The sequence below is a fragment of the Streptosporangium sp. H13245 genome (assembly GCF_055690525.1).
Window position 1 is genome coordinate 40,091 of sequence record NZ_JBSZKT010000035.1, and the last position, 20,212, is coordinate 60,302.

At 72.0% G+C, this 20,212-nt stretch carries 16 protein-coding genes; 10 read left to right on the forward strand and 6 right to left on the reverse strand.

The window, feature by feature from the left end; all coding sequences use genetic code 11:
* Window positions 1–154: 154 nt before the first annotated feature.
* From ACW9TB_RS32090 to ACW9TB_RS32115, 6 genes are all read left to right on the forward strand, one after another.
* Window positions 155–289: a hypothetical protein gene (locus ACW9TB_RS32090; protein WP_472751847.1), complete on the forward strand. Its 135-nt coding sequence runs from the start codon at window positions 155–157 to the stop codon at window positions 287–289.
* Window positions 286–1,620, forward strand: a complete 1,335-nt coding sequence (locus tag ACW9TB_RS32095; RefSeq protein ID WP_472751848.1) for an RNA polymerase sigma factor — start codon at window positions 286–288, stop codon at window positions 1,618–1,620. Before ACW9TB_RS32090 ends, ACW9TB_RS32095 begins: the two co-directional genes overlap by 4 nt.
* Window positions 1,621–1,932: 312 nt before the next feature.
* On the forward strand, window positions 1,933–3,489 hold the full coding sequence (locus ACW9TB_RS32100; RefSeq protein WP_472751849.1) for an FAD-dependent monooxygenase: 1,557 nt from the start codon (window positions 1,933–1,935) through the stop codon (window positions 3,487–3,489).
* Between the two features lie 124 nt (window positions 3,490–3,613).
* On the forward strand, window positions 3,614–5,011 hold the full coding sequence (locus ACW9TB_RS32105; protein WP_472751850.1) for a helix-turn-helix domain-containing protein: 1,398 nt from the start codon (window positions 3,614–3,616) through the stop codon (window positions 5,009–5,011).
* Window positions 5,012–5,345: 334 nt separating this feature from the next.
* Complete coding sequence (locus tag ACW9TB_RS32110; protein WP_472751851.1) at window positions 5,346–5,918, forward strand: hypothetical protein; 573 nt, start codon at window positions 5,346–5,348, stop codon at window positions 5,916–5,918.
* Between the two features lie 134 nt (window positions 5,919–6,052).
* The gene (locus ACW9TB_RS32115; protein ID WP_472751852.1) at window positions 6,053–7,768 is read left to right on the forward strand and encodes a sensor histidine kinase; all 1,716 of its coding nucleotides are present in this window, start codon (window positions 6,053–6,055) and stop codon (window positions 7,766–7,768) included.
* Window positions 7,769–7,833: 65 nt separating this feature from the next.
* On the opposite strand, the gene ACW9TB_RS32120 is transcribed toward ACW9TB_RS32115, so the two are convergent.
* The 3 genes from ACW9TB_RS32120 to ACW9TB_RS32130 form a co-directional block, all read right to left on the reverse strand.
* Entirely contained in the window at window positions 7,834–8,475 is a 642-nt protein-coding gene (locus ACW9TB_RS32120) for a response regulator (protein ID WP_472751853.1), read from the reverse strand.
* Window positions 8,476–8,560: 85 nt separating this feature from the next.
* Window positions 8,561–9,235, reverse strand: a complete 675-nt coding sequence (locus tag ACW9TB_RS32125) for a pyridoxamine 5'-phosphate oxidase family protein (protein ID WP_472751854.1) — start codon at window positions 9,233–9,235, stop codon at window positions 8,561–8,563.
* A gap of 169 nt (window positions 9,236–9,404) precedes the next feature.
* Window positions 9,405–9,869 (reverse strand): nuclear transport factor 2 family protein, encoded by a 465-nt coding sequence (locus tag ACW9TB_RS32130; protein ID WP_472751855.1) that lies wholly within the window; start codon window positions 9,867–9,869, stop codon window positions 9,405–9,407.
* 405 nt (window positions 9,870–10,274) lie between these two features.
* On the opposite strand from ACW9TB_RS32130, the gene ACW9TB_RS32135 reads away from it, so the two are divergent.
* From ACW9TB_RS32135 to ACW9TB_RS32145, 3 genes are all read left to right on the forward strand, one after another.
* Window positions 10,275–11,294: a FecCD family ABC transporter permease gene (locus ACW9TB_RS32135; RefSeq protein ID WP_472751856.1), complete on the forward strand. Its 1,020-nt coding sequence runs from the start codon at window positions 10,275–10,277 to the stop codon at window positions 11,292–11,294.
* Window positions 11,295–11,296: 2 nt separating this feature from the next.
* The gene (locus tag ACW9TB_RS32140; protein ID WP_472751857.1) at window positions 11,297–12,319 is read left to right on the forward strand and encodes a FecCD family ABC transporter permease; all 1,023 of its coding nucleotides are present in this window, start codon (window positions 11,297–11,299) and stop codon (window positions 12,317–12,319) included.
* A gap of 110 nt (window positions 12,320–12,429) precedes the next feature.
* On the forward strand, window positions 12,430–15,990 hold the full coding sequence (locus ACW9TB_RS32145) for a non-ribosomal peptide synthetase (protein WP_472751858.1): 3,561 nt from the start codon (window positions 12,430–12,432) through the stop codon (window positions 15,988–15,990).
* Between the two features lie 177 nt (window positions 15,991–16,167).
* On the opposite strand, the gene ACW9TB_RS32150 is transcribed toward ACW9TB_RS32145, so the two are convergent.
* The 3 genes from ACW9TB_RS32150 to entS form a co-directional block, all read right to left on the reverse strand.
* Entirely contained in the window at window positions 16,168–17,130 is a 963-nt protein-coding gene (locus tag ACW9TB_RS32150; protein WP_472751859.1) for a hypothetical protein, read from the reverse strand.
* Window positions 17,127–18,188: a hypothetical protein gene (locus tag ACW9TB_RS32155; protein ID WP_472751860.1), complete on the reverse strand. Its 1,062-nt coding sequence runs from the start codon at window positions 18,186–18,188 to the stop codon at window positions 17,127–17,129. The genes ACW9TB_RS32150 and ACW9TB_RS32155 overlap by 4 nt, the downstream gene beginning before the upstream one ends.
* A 287-nt stretch (window positions 18,189–18,475) precedes the next feature.
* Window positions 18,476–19,726: an enterobactin transporter EntS gene (entS, locus tag ACW9TB_RS32160; RefSeq protein WP_472751861.1), complete on the reverse strand. Its 1,251-nt coding sequence runs from the start codon at window positions 19,724–19,726 to the stop codon at window positions 18,476–18,478.
* 78 nt (window positions 19,727–19,804) lie between these two features.
* Here entS and panD point away from each other — a divergent pair, with 78 nt between their 5' ends.
* Entirely contained in the window at window positions 19,805–20,212 is a 408-nt protein-coding gene (gene panD, locus ACW9TB_RS32165; RefSeq protein ID WP_472751862.1) for an aspartate 1-decarboxylase, read from the forward strand.

Here is a 20,212-nt window from a genome sequence, read left to right on the forward strand (position 1 = left end):
ACGTGGTACGTCGGGGTCCGGGACTTCGATGGGGGTTTTCGGTCCTCGTACGGCCCCGTGTGGCGGGTTTCTCCTGGCGGGGGCGTCGTCGATTTTCCGGTGACCGGTTCGTAGACAGATGTCAGGACAGGGGACGGCAGACAGGGGGAGCCAGATGGCTCGGTGCGCGATCTTGATGTGCGGGCGCGACGAGATGCCCGGCGGCGTGACGGGCATCCCGCCGGAGATCACGGGGTCGTACGGGCGCGTGGGCGGCGGTGCCGGGGTGCTGCCGCTTTCCGGCGGGTGACCGCGGCCCGCGCGGTCGAGGTCCAGCGGGCCGTCGCGGACGCGCACCGTCGAGAGTGGGCCTTCGTGCTCGCCGCGACGGCGCGCGTCGGCCGCGACCTCGACCTCGCCGAGGAATGCGTGCAGGAGGCGTACGTCGCGGCGCTGAACGCCTGGGAGCGCGACGGTGTGCCCTCGAACCCCGCCGCCTGGCTCACCACCACGGCCAGGAACAGGGCGCTGGACGCGCTGCGGCGCAGGCAGGTGTTCCGGTCGAAGCTGCCCCTGCTCGTGGAGCCGGAGATGGCCGGTGAGGCGGGTGCGGGGGCGGTCCAAGACGACCGGCTACGGCTGATCTTCACTTGCTGCCACCCGGCGCTGGCCCGCGAGGCCCAGGTCGCGCTCACCCTGCGCCTGGTCTGCGGGGTGAGTACGGGTGACATCGCGCGGGCGTTCCTGGTCTCCGAGCCGACGATGGCGGCCCGGGTGACGCGGGCCAAGAAGAAGATCTCGGCGGCCGGCATCGCCTACCGCGTGCCGGAGGCCGGTGAGCTGCCCGGCCGCCTGGACACGGTGCTCACCGTCATCCACCTCCTTTACACCACCGGGCACACGGCGCCGTCGGGGGAGCGGCTGCTCCGGGAAGATCTCCTGGACCGCGCCCTGGACCTGGCCCGCATGCTGCGGGTGCTGATGCCCGGCGAGAGGGAGGTGTGGGGGCTGCTGGCGCTGTTGCTCGTCACCGACGCCCGGCGGTCCACCCGCGTCGACGCCCGTGGCCACCTCCTGCCGCTGGAGGAACAGGACCGGTCGGCCTGGGACCGGGCCGCCATCGAGGAGGGGCACCTCCTGATCGTCGACGCGCTCAAAGGGGGCAGGGCGGGAAAGTTCACGCTGCAGGCGGCCATCGCCGCGCTGCACGCCACGGCGGCCGGTTACGCGGAGACCGACTGGCCCCAGGTGCTGGTGCTCTACGACGAGCTGTCGAAGGTCTGGCCCTCGCCGGTCGTGGCGCTCAACTGGGCCGTCGCCGTGGCGATGGTCCGGGGACCCGCCGCAGCGCTGGAGGAGGTCGAGGCCCTGGAACGCGACGGCCGGTTGTCCGGCTACCACTACCTGCAGGCGACGAAGGCCGACCTGCTGCGGCGGCTGGACCGCCACGCCGAGGCCGCCTCCGCCTACCGGGCGGCCCTCGACCTCGTCGGCAACGAGGCCGAGCGGGCCTTCCTGTCGTCCCGGCTGGCCGGTCTCACCGGAGCCTCCCCCGAAAGCGGCCCAGAAGCCCCGGACCCGGACTCGAAGCCGGACTCGAAGCCGGACCCGGACCCGGACCCGGAATCGGGTGGGTCGTGAGAGCCGGGAGGTCGATGCCCGGTTCGTGATCCACGGTGGCCGGACGGCCGGGCGCGGGCGCCATACCGACCACAACGATCATGCCGAAAGCGGTAGGGACGGCCGCCTACCGGGGGTGAAAGACCTGGTCGTAGCATGAAATGGCCGCCGATGACCGGCGTACGACATTGGCCGGAGGGGATGGCGGCGAAGGACGGGGGTGCTGGAGCGGCGACCTGCCGGTCCCGGGAGGCCGGATTCCATCCTGGAGGGAAGACAGGAGTAGATCGGCGTTGGTTTTCTCCCGGCGGCCGCGTCACGGAGTCGCCCCGCGTGGGATTGGAGACGCTGATGGTGCCGTTCGACACGGATGTGCTGGTTGTTGGTGCCGGTCCGGCGGGCCTGATGATCGCGGGCGACCTGGCCGCGAGAGGTGTCGCCTGCGCGGTCGTGGAGCAGGACGGCCAGGGGTCGAAGCTCACCCGGGCCTTCGCCGTGCACGCCCGTTCGCTGGAGCACCTCGACGCCCGGGGCATCGCCGACGAGCTGATCGACACCGGCACGACCGTCGAGACGATGCGGCTGTTCAACGGCCTGGACCTCGACCTGTCCCGCCTTCCCTCGCGGTTCCCGTTCCTGCTGTGCACCCCGCAGGACAACGTCGAGCGCGTGCTCGGCGAGCGCGCCACCCGGCTCGGAGCGGAGATCGTGCGCGGTGCCGAGGCGGCCGGGCTGCGCCAGGACGCGGACGGGGTGGATGTCGACGTGTGCCTCGACGGCGCGACGCGCACCTGGCGCGCGCGGTTCGTCGTGGGCGCCGACGGTGTGCGCAGCGTCGTGAGGGACTCGCTGGGTGTCCCGTTCCCCGGGCGCTGCGCCGTGCAGTCGGTCATGCTGGCCGACGTCCGCCTGGACGAGGGGCCGGAACGGGAGCTGGTCCTCGTCGCCAACGAGGCGGGCTTCTCCTTCGTCTCCTCCTACGGCGACGGCTGGTACCGGGTCATCGCCTGGGACCGGCGGCGGCAGCTTCCCGACACCGCGCGGATCAGCCTCCAGGAGGTGAGCGACGCCACCCGGCGCGTCACGGGCGGCGACTTCGGCATGCACGACGCCCGCTGGCTGGCGCGAGCACGCCACGACGAACGGCAGGTTCTCCGCTACCGCGTCGGCCGGGTGTTCCTGGCCGGTGACGCCGCGCACGTGCACTCACCGGCGGGCGGGCAGGGCATGAACACCGGTCTTCAGGACGCGGCCAACCTCGGCTGGAAGCTCGCCGCCGCCGTCCAGGGCTGGGCGCCGGACGGCCTGCTCGACACCTACCACACCGAGCGGCACCCGGTCGGCAAGAAGGTCCTGCGGATCAGCGGCACCCTGTTCACCACCGCCATGGGCTCCAACCGGCGGCTGCGGGCCGCCCGCGCCGTGGTGCCGGCCGTCGCGCGGCGGATCGGCCCCCTCAACCGCTGGCTGGCCGAGACCGTGTCCGGTCTGGGCATCTCCTATCCCGCCCTGCCGGGAGCGCACCGGCTGGCCGGACGGAGGGTGCCGGACATCCACCTGACGGGGGAGCCGAGGAGGCTGTACGAGGAACTGCGGGCCGGGTGCTTCGTACTCCTGGCCCCCGAGGGCGCTCCGGTCTGCACGGTCGCCCCGGTCGCCCCGATGGCCTCGGACGAGGCGGCGAGCGCGGCGGCTCTGCCGTGCGGGCGGGTGGTCCACGCCGTTCCCGCGAGCGCGGACCTGCCCATCCTGTTGATCCGCCCGGACGGATACATCGCCTGGGCCACCGACGACGGGAACCCCGCCTCCCTTGAGGCGGGACTGCGCATGGCCCTGGCCGCGTGGTGCGCCGCCCGCCCCCCGGTGGCACTCGCCACGAAACCGGTGTGAAACGGTCGGCCACCACGGCCCCGCTGGCCGGGAAGGGCAGTACGATCTACTGTAATTGACAGTAAACCGTGCGTAAGGAGTGGGACGTGGATCTCATCGTGCCGCCGACGGAACGGCTCTGGTGATGGCCGGTCAAGCAACCATTGGTGACCGCATCCGAGGATTGCGGTTGAACAGGCACATGTCCCAGGCGCAGTTGGCCGGGCCAGACCTGTCTGACAGTTATGTTTCGCTCATCGAGTCCGGAAAACGGACTCCCACCCCGGTCGTCACCCGCCTGCTCGCCGAGCGGCTCGGCTGCGGCATGGAGTTCCTGCTCCACGGGATCGAGCCGCACCAGCGTGTCGACACCGGGTTCGCCCTGCGTCAGGCCGAGCTCGAACTGTGCCACGGGGACCCGGCCGTCGCGGCCGAGCTCTTCGCCGACACGGCCAAGGCCGCGAGTGACGACAGCGCCGCACTCGCCGCGCAGGCGCGCTTCGGCCAGGCCCGCGCGCTGGAGGCCCAGGGACACACGGCGCGGGCGGTCGAGGTCTACGAGCGACTTCGCCACGAGGCCGCGGCGCACCCCGAGCGCGTCGCCGACCTTCCCCTCGCCGTGGCGCTCTGCCGCTGCTACCACCGCGCCGGTGACACGCTGCGCGCCCGGGATCTCGGGCTGGAGGCCCTGGCCCAGGCCGAGCGGCTCGGGCTCGACCGGGGCGAGCTCGCCCTCGACCTCGCCGCGGTGCTCGCCGAGGCGGAGATCGACCTCGCGTACGTCGAGCGCGTGCTGTCCGCCTCCCCCCTGCCCGACGCCGTCGACCGCGAATCGGAGGTTCTCGGCCTGTGGCGGGCCAGCACGGCCGCGGCGGAGGAGGACTCCGCGCTCGCGGCGCGACTGGCGGCGGACGCCGTCGCCGCCGGACGGCCCGCGCGGATGGCCGTCCGCTACGTCCGCAGCGCGATGCGCTGGGCGTGGATCGCCACCGTCCGTCCCGAGGACGCCGACCTCGACCGGGCGGGCGAGTTCGCCGCCTCGGCGGCCGGGATCCTCTCGCGGCTGTCGCCCGGGACGATCGAGCACGCCCGCGGCCTGGTCGTGCTCTCCCGCGTGCGGTTGCGTTCCGGTGACGCGAGCGTCGCCACCGCGCTGGCACAGCAGGCTCTCGGCCTGCTCGCCGGTGTGCGCGGGACGGTGCCCGCGATGGCGTACGTGGTCATGGCCGAACTCGCTCTGGCACGCTCCAAAGACGGGGGTCCGGCACTGGAGAAGGCACAGGAGCTGCTCGCCGACCCGGTCGTCTCCGTGGCCTCCTTCGTCGACCGGGAGGCGGCCAAGCTCTGGCGCGAGATCGGCGACCTCTGGGGCCGGACCGGGGCACCGGAGAAGCAGATGAACGCCTACCGCAGGGCGCTCGAAACCGTGGGGATCGGTCCGCGCGTGGAAGCGCCGCCCGGCTCGCCGTGTGAGGTGGTGATCCCGGCGAGTCCGGTGATTCCAGCGCATCTCGGCGCCTCGCGCGAGTCGAGAGCCGGATGACGCCCTTCCCCTGATCCCCTGCCCCCTCGTGGTCCCCTCTCGAAGGAGGGGACCCTCGCCTGCTCCCCTGTTCCCGTCGGCCTCGACCGCATCGAGGCGCCGCGCCGCGTCGGCCGGTCCACGGGGGCAGGGCACAGCTGATCGGCCCCCGGCCGCCTTCATCGGCCGGGGGCCGTTCCCGTTCCCACGGGGCGCGGAATCGAGGGCCGAAAGTCCTTTGGGACGGGGGCTTCCGGGCCGAGGGGGTTGAGACGTACGGCACTGCCGTGAGACTCCGGAAAACGATGTGCTTGAGCCACAGCAGAGAGCGCGTCGTAATCGAAGGAGCCCAGTCATGGCGGCCACCAAGGACACCGAAGCCACCGAGGACATCAAGGGGCGTCACCACGGCGATCACCTCAATACCGGAGCCGGGACCGGGACCCGCCCGGTCGACCACGTCTGGGCGGTCGCCCGGATCGGCCTTGGCTGGATCTTCCTGTGGGCCTTCCTGGACAAGACGTTCGGCTGGGGCTTCGCCACCCCCGCGGACCGCGCCTGGATCGCGGGCGGCAGCCCGACCACCGGCTTCCTGAAGGGAACCGGCGAGAACGCGCTCGGCGGGATCTTCAGCGGCCTGGCCGGGCAGGCGTGGGTCGACTGGCTGTTCATGATCGGCCTGCTGGGCGTCGGCACGGCCCTCGTCCTCGGTATCGGCATGCGGATCGCCGCCGTCGCCGGGGGACTGATGATGGTGCTCATGTGGGCCGCCGCGCTCCCGCTGGACACCAACCCGTTCCTCGACGACCACCTGATCTACGCCGTCGTACTGGCCGGGCTGGCCCTGGCGAACGCGGGTGACACCCTCGGTGCCGGTGCCCCGTGGGCCCGTACCCCGCTGGTGCGGCGCCTGCCGATCCTGAGGTGAGTGGCGGGCACATACGCGGACACCCACCCCGGCCCGGGTGGGTTTTCGCGTACGCGGGTCATGGCACCGGCGCCCACACGCTGACCATCGCCGGAAGGCGGGCGGTCGCGTACGCCGGTGGCAGACTCGGGGGCATGGCAAAGGGCGAGTCAGGGCCGTTGATCCCGCACATGAGGCTGGACGAGCTGCTGGAGGAGCTGCGGGAACGCCTGGAAGCGGTGCTCGCCACCCGCGACCGGGTGCACGCGCTGCTGGACGCGGTGGTCGCGGTGGGCAGCGACCTGGACCTGGAGACCATGCTGCGCAGGATCGTGGAGACCGCCACCACCCTCGTCGACGCCACCTACGGCGCGCTGGGCGTGGCCGGAGAGCACAGCACGCTCATCCAGTTCGTCCCGGTGGGGCTGAGCGAGGAGGAGATCGCCGGTATCGAGCACTGGCCGCACGGGCTGGGCCTGCTCGGCCTGCTGATCAAGGAGCCGAAGACCCTGCGGCTGGCCCGGATCTCCGACCATCCGGCGTCCTACGGCTTCCCGCCGGGACACCCGCCGATGGGGTCGTTCCTGGGGGTGCCGGTCCGGGTGCGCGAGGAGGTGTTCGGCAACCTCTACCTCACCGAGAAGCGCGGCGGCGGCGAGTTCGACGAGGAGGACGAGGCGATCGTGACCGCGCTGGCCACCGCGGCCGGAGTCGCCATCGAGAACGCCCGCCTGTACGAGGAGACGCGCCGCAGGGAGATGTGGCTGCAGGCCTCGGCGGAGGTCACCACCAGCCTGCTGTCGGGCGTGGAGCCCAACCGGGTGCTCACGCTGATCGCGGGGCGGGCGCGGCAGATGGCCGGGGCCGACATCGCGGCGGTCCTGCTGCCCGACGAGACCGGGCGGGTCCTGCGGGCGGTCGTCGCCGACGGCGCGGACCACGAGCGGGTGGTGGACGCGCGGGCTCCGGTCACCGGGTCCCTGGCGGGCCTGGCGTTCACCGGCGGTGAGCCGCTCATGGTCACCGACGCGGCCGGGACCGAGGTCCCGATCGTGATCGGCGAGTACGTCTCGCTCGGCCCGGTGGCCGCGGTGCCGATCGGCGCGGCCGGAGGCGTGCGGGGCGTGCTCTCGCTGGGCAAGCGCCAGGGCCGCGTACCGTTCAACCAGGCGGAGCTGCGCACCCTGGACGCCTTCGCGGGGCAGGCCGCGGTCGCCCTTGAGCTGGCGGAGAGGCGGATGGACGCCGAGCGGCTGGGACTGCTGGAAGACCGCGACCGGATCGCCAAGGACCTGCACGACGTGGTCATCCAGCGGCTGTTCGCCGTCGCCATGACGCTGATGAGCACGGTACGGCTCGTCGAGCGGCCCGAGGCCTCCGAACGGCTGCGCGACGCGATCAACGAGCTGGACGGCACCATCCGGCAGATCCGCTCGACCATCTTCGCCCTGCAGACTCCCGGCGAGGGCGACGACGGCCTGCGTGCCGGGATCGTGGCCCTGGTGAAGGGAGCGCGCGCTCACCTCGGCTTCATGCCGGGCCTGACCATGGAGGGACGGCTGGACACCGCGGTCCCGCCGGAGATCGCCGGGCACCTGCCGGCGGTGCTGCGCGAGGCGCTGTCCAACGTGGTGCGGCACGCCAGGGCGTCCAGGGCGGAGGTGTCGGTGGAACTCGGCGGGGACCGGCTCGTCCTCACCGTGACGGACGACGGCGTCGGCCTTCCCTCCGGCGGCAGGCGCAGCGGGCTGCGCAACCTCCAGGAACGAGCCGAGAACCTCGGCGGATCCTTCGTCACCGAAACCCCGGAACGAGGCGGCACCCGGCTGACATGGAGCGTCCCACTCACCCGGACACAGAACGCCGGGTGACCCGGGCCGTGTACGGGCCTTCGGCCACGAGGACGATGGGTGCTTCGTAGGACCCGGGGGTCTTGTCAGTTTTCGCGTTGGGCCTTCAGGCGGGCGGACAGGGCGGCGGCCTGGGTGCGGCGTTCCATGCTGAGCTTGGACAGCAGGTTGGAGACGTAGTTCTTGACGGTCTTCTCGGCCAGGTGCATCCGCTCGCCGATCTGCCGGTTGGTCAGGCCCTCGCCGATCAGCTCCAGGATGTGCCGTTCCTGGTCCGTCAGCGCCTCCAGGGGATCCTTGCGGGTGGCCCGCTCGCGCAGCCGCGCCAGCATGGCCGAGGTCGTCTGCGGGTCCAGCAGCGACTGGCCGCCCGCGACCGTACGCACGGCGCCGACCAGGTCCGAGCCGTGGATCTGCTTGAGCACGTAACCGGACGCGCCCGCCATCACCGCGTTGAACAGGGCGTCGTCGTCGGCGAAGGAGGTCAGCATCAGGCAGGCCAGCCCCGGCACCCTGGAGCGGACCTCCCGGCACACGTCCACCCCGCTGCCGTCGGGCAGGCGTACGTCCAGGACGGCGACGTCCGGTCGCAGCGCCGGGATGCGGGCCACCGCGGACTCCGCGGTCCCGGCCTCGCCGATCACCTCGATGTCGCCCTCGGACTCCAGCAGCGCGGCCACGCCCCGCCGTACCACCTCGTGGTCGTCGACCAGGAACACGCGAATCATGTCTCGAACGCTAGTCCTCCCGCGACCGCGCAGGTAGGGACGAAGGTCCTTCGCGCCGCCACCGTACGGCCGTACGGGGCGCGGGTCACGGGGCGTGCCGGATGCGGCGGCCGGTGATCTCGGCGGGGACGATCGTGACGTACAGCTCGCGGTCGCCGCCCGCCCAGGCCTGGACACCGGAGGCCTCCGCGGCGGCCCGCTCCTCGGCGGAGGAGACGTGGTGCGCGCCGCCCCTGACGAGCACGCTCCAGCCCGCGCGACCGGCCTCGTCGATCCGGTCGACCTCGAAGGCGACCTTGAACTCCACGCCCCGGACGCCCGTGCGCAGGGTCTCGTCGAGCGGCCCGCCGAAGGCGGTACGGAAGATCACCGAGCCCTCGCGCAGGACGTAGTTGACCGGCAGGATCGCCGGTCCCCCGGGATCGTTGAAGGCGACCCGGCCCACCCCGCCGGGGGAGAGCAGCCGCAGGCACTCCTTCTCCGTCAGCTTCTCCAGCCGGGACCCGGCGGCGGGACGGCCACGGCCGGGCGGCAGGTTCGCCGTCGCGCCCAGCAGCTCCTCGACGCCGACCCCCAGGGCCGACGCCAGGCGGCTCACGGTCTCCGCCGACGGCGAGGCGGCGCTCTCCTCCAGGTACTCCACGTACCCGGTGTCGATCCCGGCTCTGGCGGCCAGCTGCTCGCGGCTCAGGCCCAGGGACCCGCGCAGCCGGGCCACCCTCCTGCCCAGGTCACCGGGGGTCGCTGCGCGTTCGGTCATGGCATCTCCCAACGAGAAGGTCGCGGACGGTTCCATTCCACTCCGGTGGCGGGCCGGGGAGCAGGGGCCGAGGTCCCGGGAAGGCGGGTCTTTCGTCCGTCCCCGGAGGCCGTCCCCGGAGACTCGGGTCACCCTGGAGGCCCGGGTCGCCCTGGAACCCCGGGTCGCCTTAGAAGCCCAGGTCGCTCAGGCCCGGATGGTCGTCCGGGCGGCGTCCCAGGGGCCAGTGGTACCTGCGGTCCGCCTCCCGGATCGGCAGGTCGTTGATGGACGCGTGCCGCGTACGCATCAGGCCCCGCTCGTCGAACTCCCAGTTCTCGTTGCCGTAGGAACGGAACCAGTTGCCGGAGTCGTCGTGGCACTCGTAGGCGAATCGCACGGCGATGCGGTTCCCGTCGAAGGCCCACAGTTCCTTGATGAGCCGGTAGTCCAGCTCCCTGGTCCATTTGCGCCGGAGGAACGCGACGATCGCGTCCCGCCCGTCGACGAACTCCGCGCGGTTCCTCCAGTGGGAGTCCGGGGTGTAGGACTCGGCCACCTTCTCCGGGTCGCGGGTGTTCCACCCGTCCTCCGCCAGCCGGACCTTCTGGACGGCGGTTTCGAGCGTGAAGGGCGGGACCGGCGGACGTGTCATGTCACATCTCCATCGTCGTGCTTCGCGTAACGGAGGCACGTGAGGAGACGCGCGCCTCCGGTCCGGAGAAGGGCGCGCCACGTCGGTTCGTCCCGGACGCGGATGTCGCCGCCGCCCGATCCGGCGTGGCCGCCTTCGTGCACGGTACGGAACCCGCGGACCGCGTACGGATCCCGCTGCGCGTGTCTGATGGTTTCTTGGTGTCGCGGTGCCCTTCCCGTGGACCGTCGCGGGCCGGGCGTGACCGCGTGCCCTGGGCCGCGAAGGCCGCGCGGGGACTCGCCCGCGTCGCCTCCGCGTCCGCCGTCGCACTCTGGTACGCGTCGCCCCGCTGTCCGTCGCCTTCGTACGTGCTGCCAGGACCGTCTGTCGCCGCCTCGGTTAGGTTAGGCTAACTTGAAGCGCGTGCCTCCTCCCGTAAAGAGCGCGTATCTCCCCAAACGGCTGGCCGGGCTGTGTCTGCTCGGCGGCCTGTTGCTGCTCGCCGTGCTGGCCAGCATCGTGATCGGCGCCAAGCAGATCCCGGTCGGCCAGGCCCTCTCCGGAGTGTTCTCCCCGGACGGCTCGGAGAACGCGCTGATCATCCAGGAGCTGCGGCTGCCGCGCACGCTGCTGGGGGTGGCCGTCGGGGCGGCGCTCGGGCTGGCGGGGGCGCTCATGCAGGCGCTGACCCGCAACCCCCTGGCCGAACCCGGCCTGCTCGGTGTCAACGGCGGCGCCGCGGTGGCGGTCGTGACGGTGATCGGCCTGTTCCGGGTGGACGACGTCCTCGTCTACGTGTGGGCGGCGTTCCTCGGGGCCGCCGGGGCCGCGCTGCTGGTCTACCTGATCGGGTCGCGCGGCCGTTCCGGCGCCACCCCCGCGCGGCTGGTCCTGGCGGGCGCCGGGATCAACGCGGTGTTCAGCTCGCTGACGGCGGGGATGATGCTGCTCAGCCCGCGCAGTTTCAACAGCTTCCGGTTCTGGCAAGTGGGTTCGCTGTCCGGGCGTGACCTCGCCGTGTTCGTCCAGATCGGCCCATTCTTGCTGGCGGGGACGGTGCTGGCGCTCTGCCTGGCGCGCCCGCTCAACGCCCTGGCCCTGGGGGAGGACACGGGACGGGCGCTGGGAGCCCGGCCGGGCCGGACCCGCGCGCTGGGGGCGCTCGCGGTCGTGGTGCTGTGCGGTGCCGCCACGGCGGCGGTGGGGCCGATCGCGTTCATCGGGCTGGCGGTGCCCTTCGTGGTCCGGGCGCTGGTCGGTCCCGACCAGCGCTGGGTGCTGCCGTACTCGCTGCTGCTGGCGCCGGTGCTGATGCTCGCCGCGGACGTCGCCGGACGCGTGGTCGCGGCGCCCGGCGAGCTGGAGACGGGCATCGTCACCGCGTTCCTGGGCGCTCCGCTCCTGGCACTGATGGTCCGTCGCGGAAGGGTTCCCCAGCTGTGAGCATGAGTCGTGTCCTGCGGGTCGGGACGATGTCCCTGCGCTGGGAGCCGCGCGTCGTCGCGGTGTGCGTCGTACTGGCCGCCGCCACCCTGGGGGCGGCCGTGTCCGTGGTCGGCAGCGGCGACTTCCCCATCTCCGCCACCGAGGTGCTGGGGGCACTGACCGGGCAGGGGGACCGGGCCACGGAGTTCATCGTGCTCACGTTGCGCCTGCCCAGGGCGCTCACCGGCCTGCTCGCCGGTGCGGCACTCGGCCTGAGCGGGGCGATCTTCCAGAGCATCACGCGCAACCCGCTGGGCAGCCCCGACATCATCGGGTTCACCACGGGGTCGGCCACCGGCGCGCTGCTGCAGATCCTGGTCATCGGCGGCGGTACCGCGGCCATCGCGGCCAGTTCCGTCCTCGGCGCGGTACTGACCGCGCTCGCCGTCTACCTGGTCGCCTACCGGGGCGGGGTGCACGGCTACCGGCTGGTCCTGGTCGGGGTCGCCGCGGCCGCGATGCTTGAGGCGTTCAACGCCTACCTCGTCACCCGCGCCGAGTTGCGCGAGGCGTACGAGGCGGCGTTCTGGCTCACCGGCAGCCTGAACGGCAGGGACTGGCAGCACGCGTGGCCGCTCGCCCTGGCCATGGCCGTACTCGTACCGGTCGCGCTGGCCTTCGGGGGCAGGCTGCGCATGGGCGAGCTCGGGGACGACGCGGCCCAGGCGCTCGGCGTGCCGGTCCAGCGGACGCGGGCCGCGCTCGTGGTGATCGGGGTGGGGCTGGTGGCGGTGGCGACCGCGGCGGTGGGGCCGGTCCCGTTCGTCGCGCTGGCCGCGCCGCAGCTGGCGCGCGGGCTCACCCGCAAGCCCGGTACGCAGCTCGTACCGGCCGCGCTGATGGGTGCGGCGCTGCTCGTGTTCAGCGACCTGGTGACACTGCACCTGCCGGTCGCGGTGCCGGTCGGCGTGGTGACCGGGGTGCTCGGTGGCGTCTACCTGGTCTGGCTGCTGTCGACCGAGGGGATGAGAGGGCGGGCGTGAAGTCCCACTGATGGCCCGGGGGAGGGGATCGCGTGGTTTGTCATGAGACGCGCGTTGACGCTCGAACGCTCCTAAATTAGGTTAGCCTTACCTGACTTAAGGGGAGCTCTGTGCTGACCAGGGAAGAACTGCATCGTTCGCTGACAGAACTGCTTGGAGAGCAGGTAGAGGCGCACGACAACCTCATCGAGCTGGGCATGGACTCGATCCAGCTGATGGGACTGACCGGCCGCCTGCGCCGCCTCGGTGTCGAGATCGGCTTCGCCGAACTCGCGAGGCGGCCCACGCTGGCCGAGTGGTGGGAGCTGCTCGCCGAGCGCGGTGCCCTCGCACCACCCCCTCTCCCGGCCCCCAGCCCAAACCCCAGCCCCGGCCCCGGCCCCGCTGCCGACTCCGCCCCCGGCCCCGGCTCCGGCCTTGGTGTCGACCCCGGCTCCGGTAGCACCCTCGACTCCGTCTCCGGCCCCGGTACGGAACGGGGATCCGCAGAGCCGGACGGGCCGTTCCCCCTCGCGCTCATGCAGCACGCCTACTGGATCGGCCGCGACTCCGGCCAGTCGCTCGGTTCCGTCGCCGCGCACCTCTACGTGGAACTCGACGGCCGCGAGATCGACCCCGAACGGCTGGAGGCGGCCGTCGTGGCGCTCGTCGAGCGGCATCCGATGCTGCGGGTCGCGATCTCCGACGACGGGACCCAGCGCGTCCTGCCGGAGCGGCCGGGGCCCGCCGTCACGGTGCACGACCTGCGCGCCGCGCCGGATCCCGGCGAGGAGCTGGAACGGCTGCGCGCCGAGATGTCCACCCAGCGGCTCCCCATCGAGACGGGCCGCGTCTTCGACGCGCGGCTGAGCCTGCTGCCGTCCGGCGCGGCGCGGCTGCACCTGGACGTCGACATGGTCGCCGCCGACGCGATGAGCTACCGCACGATGCTGGCCGACCTCGCGGCGCTGTACGAGGGCGAGAGCCTGCCGCCGATCGGCTACAGCTACGCGCGCTATCTCGCCGCCGACCCGCGCGCCGAGGCCCGCGCCCGTGACCGGCGCTGGTGGGGCGAGCGGCTCGGCGAGCTGTCCGGCCCCCCCGAACTGCCGGTCGTGCCGCAGCCGGGTGACCGGGTCGTCCGCAAACATCACTGGCTGCCCCCCGAGGACAGGCAGAGGCTGATCGCCCGCGCCCACCGCGAGGGCGTCACCCCCGCGATGGCGCTCGCCGCCGTATTCGCCGAGGTGATGGGCGCCTGGTCGGCGACCCCGCGCTTCCTGCTGAACCTGCCGCTGTTCCACCGCGAGCCGATCCACCCCGACGTGGACGCCCTGGTCGGCGACTTCACCGGCTCCATCCTGCTGGAGGCCGACCTGTCGCGGGAGCTGCGGTTCACCGGGCGCGCCCGCGAGCTGCAGGCACTGCTGCACACGGCCGGTGAGCACAGCGACTACTCCGGCCTGGAGGTGCTGCGGGACCTGTCGCGGTCGCGAGGCGAGCAGGTGCTCGCGCCGATCGTCTACACCAGCGCGCTCAACCTCGGCGAGCTGTTCGGCGACCGGGCGCGGCGCAGCTTCGGCGAGCCGGAGTGGATCATCTCCCAGGGGCCGCAGGTGCTCCTCGACGCCCAGGTCACCGAGGTCTCCGGCGGGCTGCTGCTGAACTGGGACGTGCGCGACCCCGCCTTCCCCGACGGCGTCGCCGACGCCATGTTCGCCGCCTACACCGGTGCGATCACCCGCCTGGGCGCGCCGGACGCCGACTGGGACGAGCCGCTGCGGATCGGTGCCTCGCCGCACCAGCTGCGCCTGCGGCACGAGCTCAACGCCCAGCCGCCGCTGCCCGAGCGGACGCTGCACGAGGAGTTCTTCGAGCGGGCGCGGCGCACCCCCGACCTCCCGGCGCTGCACTGGGGCACCGGGGGCACCGGGGACACAGACGGCACTGACGGCACTGACGGCACTGGGAGCACTGGGAGCACTGGGAGCACGCTTACGTACGGCGAGCTGGCCGACCGTGCCCTGCGCGTCGCCGCCCATCTCGTGGAGCGGGACGTACGGCCGGGAGACCGGGTCTCGGTCGAACTGCCCAAGGGGCCGGAGCAGGCCGTGGCGGTGCTCGGCGTGCTGGCGGCCGGGGCCGCGTACGTGCCCGTCGGGGCGGGGCAGCCCGCCGCCCGGCGGGAGAGGATCCTCAAGACGGCGGGGGTCGCGGTCTCGCTCACCTCGGCCGTGACACACCCCGCGCCGCTGGACGGGCCGGTGCCCGTCCCGCCCGGCCAGGTCGGCTACGTGCTGTTCACCTCGGGCTCCACCGGGGAGCCCAAGGGCGTCGAGGTGTCGCACCGGGCCGCGATGAACACGATCGGCGACCTGGTTGAGCGGTTCTCGATCGGTGAGACGGACGTGTCGCTCGCCGTGTCGGCCCTCGACTTCGACCTGTCGGTGTTCGACCTGTTCGCCCTCTGGTCCCGAGGGGGCGCCGTGGCGATCCCCCTGGAGGACGACCGGCGCGACGCCACCCGCTGGGCCGAACTGGCCGAGCGGTGGTCGGTGACCGTGCTGAACTGCGTGCCCTCGGTGCTGGAGATGCTGCTGCGGACCGGCCCCGTACCCAGCCTGCGACTGGTGTTGCTCGGCGGTGACTGGGTCGGCACGCACCTGCCCGCGCTGCTTCGGGAGCGCTCGCCGGGGGCCAGGTTCGTCGCGCTCGGCGGTACGACGGAGACCGCCATCCACTCGACCGTGATCGAGGTCGACGGCGAGGTGCCCGCCGACTGGACGGCGGTCCCGTACGGCGTGCCGCTGCGCGGGGTGGCCTGCCGGGTCGTGGACGAGGCCGGGCGCGACCGCCCCGACTGGGCGCAGGGCGAGCTGTGGATCGGCGGCGCCGGTGTCGCGGACGGCTACAGCGGCGACGCCGGGCGCACCGCCGACCGTTTCGTCGTCCACGAGGGCACCCGCTGGTACCGGACCGGGGACATGGCCCGTTACCGGCCCGACGGCACGCTGGAGTTCCTGGGACGGCGCGACCACCAGGTGAAGGTGCGCGGGTTCCGGATCGAGCTCGGCGAGGTCGAGACCGCGCTGGAGAACCACCCCGGGGTACGCCGCGCCGTCGGCCTGCTCGCCGACTCGCGGCTCGCCGCCGCGATCGTCCTCACCGGGGAGGCACGGGGGACCGGGACGGAGGAGCTGCTCGCCCACGTACGGGAGCTGCTGCCCCCGCACATGGTCCCCGACCTGCTGGTGCCCCTGGCCGAGCTGCCGCTCACCGCGAACAACAAGGTGGACCGCAAGACGCTCGCCGCCCTCGTCGCCTCGGCGGCCGGGGAGACGGGCACGCCCTACACCGCCCCGGTCACCGCGCTGGAGCAGGTGCTCGCCCGGGTCATCGGCCAGGTGCTCGGGGTGCCGAGGGTCGGCGCGCACGACGACATCTTCGTGCTCGGCGGCGACTCGGTGCTGGCCACCACCGTCATCGCGCGGTTGCGCGAGGCGCTCGACGCCTCCTCGCTCCCGCTGCGGGCGTTGTTCACCGAGCGGACCGTGTCACGCGTCGCCCGCCGGTTCGTCGAGGTGGAGGAGACCCCCGGCAGGCTGGAGGCGGTCGCCGAGATCTGGCTCATGGTCGAGGGCATGTCCGAGGACGAGCTCACCGAACGCCTGGGGGTCACCGAGCTCGGCTAGCGGAGCCCTGCCAGGTCGGCCTGCGGTTCTACCCGACCGGCCTGACCCGCTTGACCGGCCCGATCGGCATGACCGGGCCGGTCGGGCGGCTTCCGGGTGGCGGGGAATTTGGCACACCGATGCCCAGGAAGCCGTCCGGGGGTTGCTCGACGGCGGGAAGGGGCGTCGCCGGGCACTTCACGGTGGCCGCATGAACTGGACCCTGATGTCCGCGTTGTAGGGAAGCACGAGAGTTCCGGAGGACCGGGTCCAGCGGCTGGGGACGAGGAAGAGCCGGCCGCCGGCTTCGGTCAGCAGTCGCATGCCACGGTAGCGATACTTGAACTTCTGCCCCTTCGGGCCGGGAAGCCGCTGCATCTTCACGGGTCCCGCCAGGATCTCCAGCCGCTCCGTGGTGTCGATGACCACCTCGGGATCCTCCGCCAGGCCACGCGCGACGCCCACCGCCCTGCCCACGCCGAAGGCCCAGGCGAAGCTGTTGGTGGCCCAGACCGCGCCCGCCATGATGATCCCCGAAGCGGCGAAGATCACTAGAATGTTCACCCAGCGCGGCCGGTTCCAGCTTTTGACCAGGACATATCCACCGTAGGTCCCCAGCAGGGCGCCCATGCTGAGCGAGAGCGGAGTTACTCCGGCGGTCTCGTTCCTCGACACCTCGGACACGATCACCCCGACCGCCGCGCGGACGATCAGTGCCACTCCTCCCGCCAGCATGACGGTCCCGGCGGCCCGCAGCAGCCGCTGCCGTCTCCCCGACTCGGCCAGCCGCAGGTGCAGCACGTGGATGCCGAGGAAGGCCAGGATCAGCAGGAGCAGGGCGGCCAGAGGAAGCCAGATGGTCTCGGTGCCGTAGAGGATCAGCTCCTGGACGGTGAGGTCCATGGCCTCCAGGTCGATACCGAAGTACCAGAACCGTCCCTTGGTCGCCACGTAGCCGTAGTAGATCATGAGCGCGGTGACGAGCGTGGTGGGCGCCACGATCTGGGCGATCTGGCTGAGGCGCTCCCAGGACGCCGGGCCGCCCGGCGGGGTTTGGCTCGCGGGGGCCTCCTCGGGAGGCGCGGGGGCCTCTCTGGGAGGTCTCCGCCGGACGTACCGGGAACGATCGCTGACGACGACGACACGCCGCCTGCGGCTCACGACTCGTCCGGTTGCGGGGCCTCTGAGGGGAGCTGTTCGGCCGGGGTCTCCGGGGCAGGGGCCTCCGAGGTCGGGGTTTCCGGGGTCGGAGTCTCCGGGTCCAGGGTCTCCGAGGGGGTCGGCTCGGTCGGGGTCTCCGAGTCCGGAGGGTCGGGGGTGGCGGACGGGGAGGAGTCCTCCGGGGGCGGCTCACCTTCGCTGTCGCTGCGGAGCTGCTCACAGGTATCGCTGGGATCCCTCGGGGCGATCCTGACGGGATGCGGTGCGGCGAGGCATACCCGCAACCCGGCGACCTCCGTTTTCTTGAAGGCGGCCGGATGTTCGGCAGAGGGGTTCACGGACGTGTCGAGCTTTTCGCAGAATGGGCCGCCTCCTTCGATGGTCACACAATCCGACTCCGCGGTTATGGTGACGGCGCCGTAGTAGTCCAGGGGGGCAACCTTTCGCAATCCCACCCAGAGTTCGCAATACGTCCCCTGTTCCGTGGAGGGCGGGAGTTCCGCACCCGCGCACGGTCCCAGGCTCTTCCCTTCATTCGACACGTCCCTGCAGGGCGAGCCGTCCGCGGGCGGGCCGAGAAAGAAGGCCCTGGGCGAGGAGGGGCGCTGGCTGATCGTCACGCCGGTGATGCGTACGGGCCGGGGATGTTCCCTGTTGCTCACGGCCAGGCACTGGAAGGAGGTGGATGGCTCGAAGTCCCCGAATATCGCGGGGTATGAGCGGTCCAGAGTCGGCCCTCCCAACTCGTAGTACTTCTTCTTCTCCTCGTTCTTTCCCCCGTCGCCCTCGTTGCCTCCTTCGTTGCCTTCGTTGTCGACCCCGCTCCCTCCGTCGTCCTTTCCCTTGTTTTGATCTTTGCCCTGGTCTCCGCCCTCTCCTCCGTTCTGTCCCGCGTCCTTTCCTCCGTTTTGATCTCCGCTCTGCCCTCCGTCCCTCTCGGTTGACGTGGAGGTCTTGTCGGGGTCATCCGGTGAGGCCCCCACGTTGGAGCCACAGCTCGTCAGCAGAACCGTGGCGAGCGCGAGCTGAACCATTCTCGTCGTAGGGCGTCGCAGCATGATCTGCTCCTGCTGAATACGATGTGACCTCCAATTTGACGCACACGACCATGCTTGAGTGCACACTCTTTCGACACGGAAACATAACCATTCGCTTTTGATTGTCGGCGACGGAGGAAAACCGGCTCCGGCGCGGATTTCGCGACATGTATTTCTTGATCATTTGTTGTTTTAGTGTTTTGGCATGACTTTCGACAGGGCCGAAATTCCCGTGCGCAATAAGGTCGCGACGGCGTCGGCTTTTCCGCTGGTCCGTCTCGCGGTTCGGCCCCCGGTGTCATTCCTGGTCAGCGCGGTTCGGTGGGCTGGGACTCCGCCTCCAGGGTCGCGCCGCGCAGGCCGGTGAGCGTGAGGGCGAGTGCCAGGGCCAGGGCGGCACTCGCCGCGCCGTACACGACGATCGCGGTGCCGGGGGCCAGGTAGCGGCCGAGCGCGCCCGCGCCGAGCGCGCCGACGGCCTCACCGCCGGTCTCCTGGGCGGCCCACAGGGCGTTCACCCGGCCGAGGTAGCCGTCGGGGGTGTGCGCCTGGATGAGGCCGTAGCGGAGGATCTCCTCGATGGACGCGACGAGGCCGTACCCGAAGAGGATCGCGACGGCGAGCGCGGGGTGGGTCGCCAGCCCGAGGCAGGCGAGGAGCGCGAAGCCGCAGACCGAGGCGACGAGTAGCGCCCTGCCAGGGGCGCGCGACCGCCCGGCCCAGCCGCTGGTGACCGAGCCGAGCACCGCGCCGCAGGCGGGCGCGGCGTAGAGCAGGCCGATCGTGGCCGGGCCGCCGCCCAGTTGCAGGGTCGCGAACGCGGGCATGAGGACCGGGATGCCGCCCGCCACCATGAACAGCAGGCCGAGCAGCATGAGCGAGCCGACCACGCGGTGCGAGGCCACGAACCGCAGCCCCGAGCCGATCGCCCTCAGCGGGTTCTCCGTGACCTCGGCGGCCGGGCGCAGCGCGGGCAGCCTCGTCAGCAGGCCGAGGGTGGCCAGCGTTCCCACGGCCGCGGCGGCGTAGTTCCATCCGACGCCGAACGCCGACACGGTCAGGCCGCCGAGCGCGGGGGAGAGCATCGAGCCGAGCCGTACGGTCAGCGCGTTGAGCGCGCCCGCCGCGACCATTTTGTCCGGGGGGACCAGGGCGGGGGTCGCGGCCAGCAGCGCGGTGACGCTGACGCCGGTCGCCAGCCCGTCCCAGGCGGCGAGCACGTAGATCGCCGCCAGTGAGGGGGAGGGCAGGAAGGCGTTCAGCGTCAGCAGCGCGAAGCCGAGCCCGGCCGCGGTGCGCGCGACCAGCATCAACCGGCGCCGGTCGTGCCGGTCGGCCAGCACGCCGCCCCACAGGAACCCCGCGAGCAGCGCGAAGCCCTCGGCCGAGGAGACCGCGCCGACGTGCACGGTCGATCCGGTCATCGCGTAGACCTGTACGGGCACCGCGACCATCAGCATGCCGATGCCGAAAACCGACACGGTGCGTGCCACGAACACGTCGCGGAAGGCTCTGCTGGTCCGGAGCGGGCTGATGTCCATGGCCAGACGGCGCAGCATCTTCGGGGTTCTCCTCGACGGGCAGAGTGGATAAGGTGAGGCTAACCTTAGTTGACCTTAGGGAAAGAGGACAGACCAGTGCAGCGGGTCCTTATGAATGGAAAAATCCACCGGGCCACCGTGACCCAGGCGGATTTGCACTACGTGGGTTCCCTGACGATCGACGCCGAGCTGATGGCCGCCGCCGGCATCGTCGAGGGCGAGCAGGTCCACGTCGTCGACATCGACAACGGCGCCCGCCTGGTCACCTACGCGATCACCGGTGAGGCGGGCAGCGGGGTCATCGGCGTCAACGGCGCGGCGGCCCACCTGGTCCACCCCGGGCACCTGGTCATCATCATCTCGTACGGGAACTTCGACGACGCGGAGGTGGAGGCGCACCGGCCCAGGGTCGTCCACGTGGACGGCGCCAACCGTGTCGTCGCGCTCGGCACCGACCCGGCCGAGCCGGTCGCGGGCGCGGTGGCCCAGATCGCGGGGCGGTGA